A 993-nucleotide genomic window follows, 5' to 3' on the forward strand; every position below is an offset into this window, starting at 1 on the left:
GTAACACCTCAATAATATAACCATCACTGCCGAGAGAGGATTTGACATCGAAATGCAGGCGCTGATGGAAGGTTGTGTGGTTTCCTGGCGTTCCAGAGACCCCTTGTGAGCTGCGGTAAATATCAATATGATTAAAAGAATCACTATGGATAATCGCACCATCGTGATGAATTTGCTTTAATGAGCGCTCTTGTAAGAGGGAAAAAGCAAGTGTGCGGTTATATTGATGACGCTTATAAAGAGCCGCCATTTGTACAGGATCATCAATGTTGACTTTACTTAAAGTTAGACGTTGTTCCTTAGCAATCCCGGAATTCTCTTCTAAGAGAGCAAACCCTTTAGCTACCGATGTATCGTCTATATTTTTGAACATAGGATTTTGGAATAACTCCTGGCGAGCCACGGCTTGCCATTCAGCAATACGCTGTTTGAAGAGTTCTTCGCTGATGCCCTTAATAAGCATCATTTGAATAGTATAGTTGATTGCCTCCAGCTCATTACCAAAGCGACTTCCCTCGTTAGGGTTATCATTACCTCCATAAGGGATAGCAAGGGTATACTCTACTGGACTTAGACCGGCTTCTTTGGTTGCTCCGTATCTTACGTTAACCTTCTGATGCAATGTCTCAGGAAGTAAAGTGCTGACTTGCTGTTTTAAGAAAGCAAGCAACTCTTTTTCTTGCGGAGTGGCATTCGCAACGACTTCACTTATCGTGTCGCTAACACCCATGATGTAATCGATGAGTTCCTTATCAACATTTCTCTTATAACTCACTGCCGCTTTGCTAACAAATTGCTGTAATGGACTATTTGATTCTTTAACAAGCTTGGTTGCCAGTTCCTTTTTAAAGGGTGTCCAATCGTAATTAATGTCAAAATTGGGAGCATCCTTAATGAATTGAGGGTCTATAAAACCATAAAGGGCTGTGGAATTTTTGATGATCGTCGGATCCAGTGGGATCGGTTCACCTGAGGTGTAATTTAATTTTTTCT

The 993-nt window shown here is 41.3% G+C and carries 1 protein-coding gene; it reads right to left on the minus strand.

Annotation, left to right across the window (positions count from 1 at the left end):
- Positions 1-993, minus strand: a 993-nt coding sequence (locus Lbru_RS17350; RefSeq protein WP_162262404.1) for a hypothetical protein, incomplete at both ends; no start/stop codon positions are given.

The sequence above is a fragment of the Legionella brunensis genome, from assembly GCF_001467025.1.
Taxonomy (GTDB): domain Bacteria; phylum Pseudomonadota; class Gammaproteobacteria; order Legionellales; family Legionellaceae; genus Tatlockia; species Tatlockia brunensis.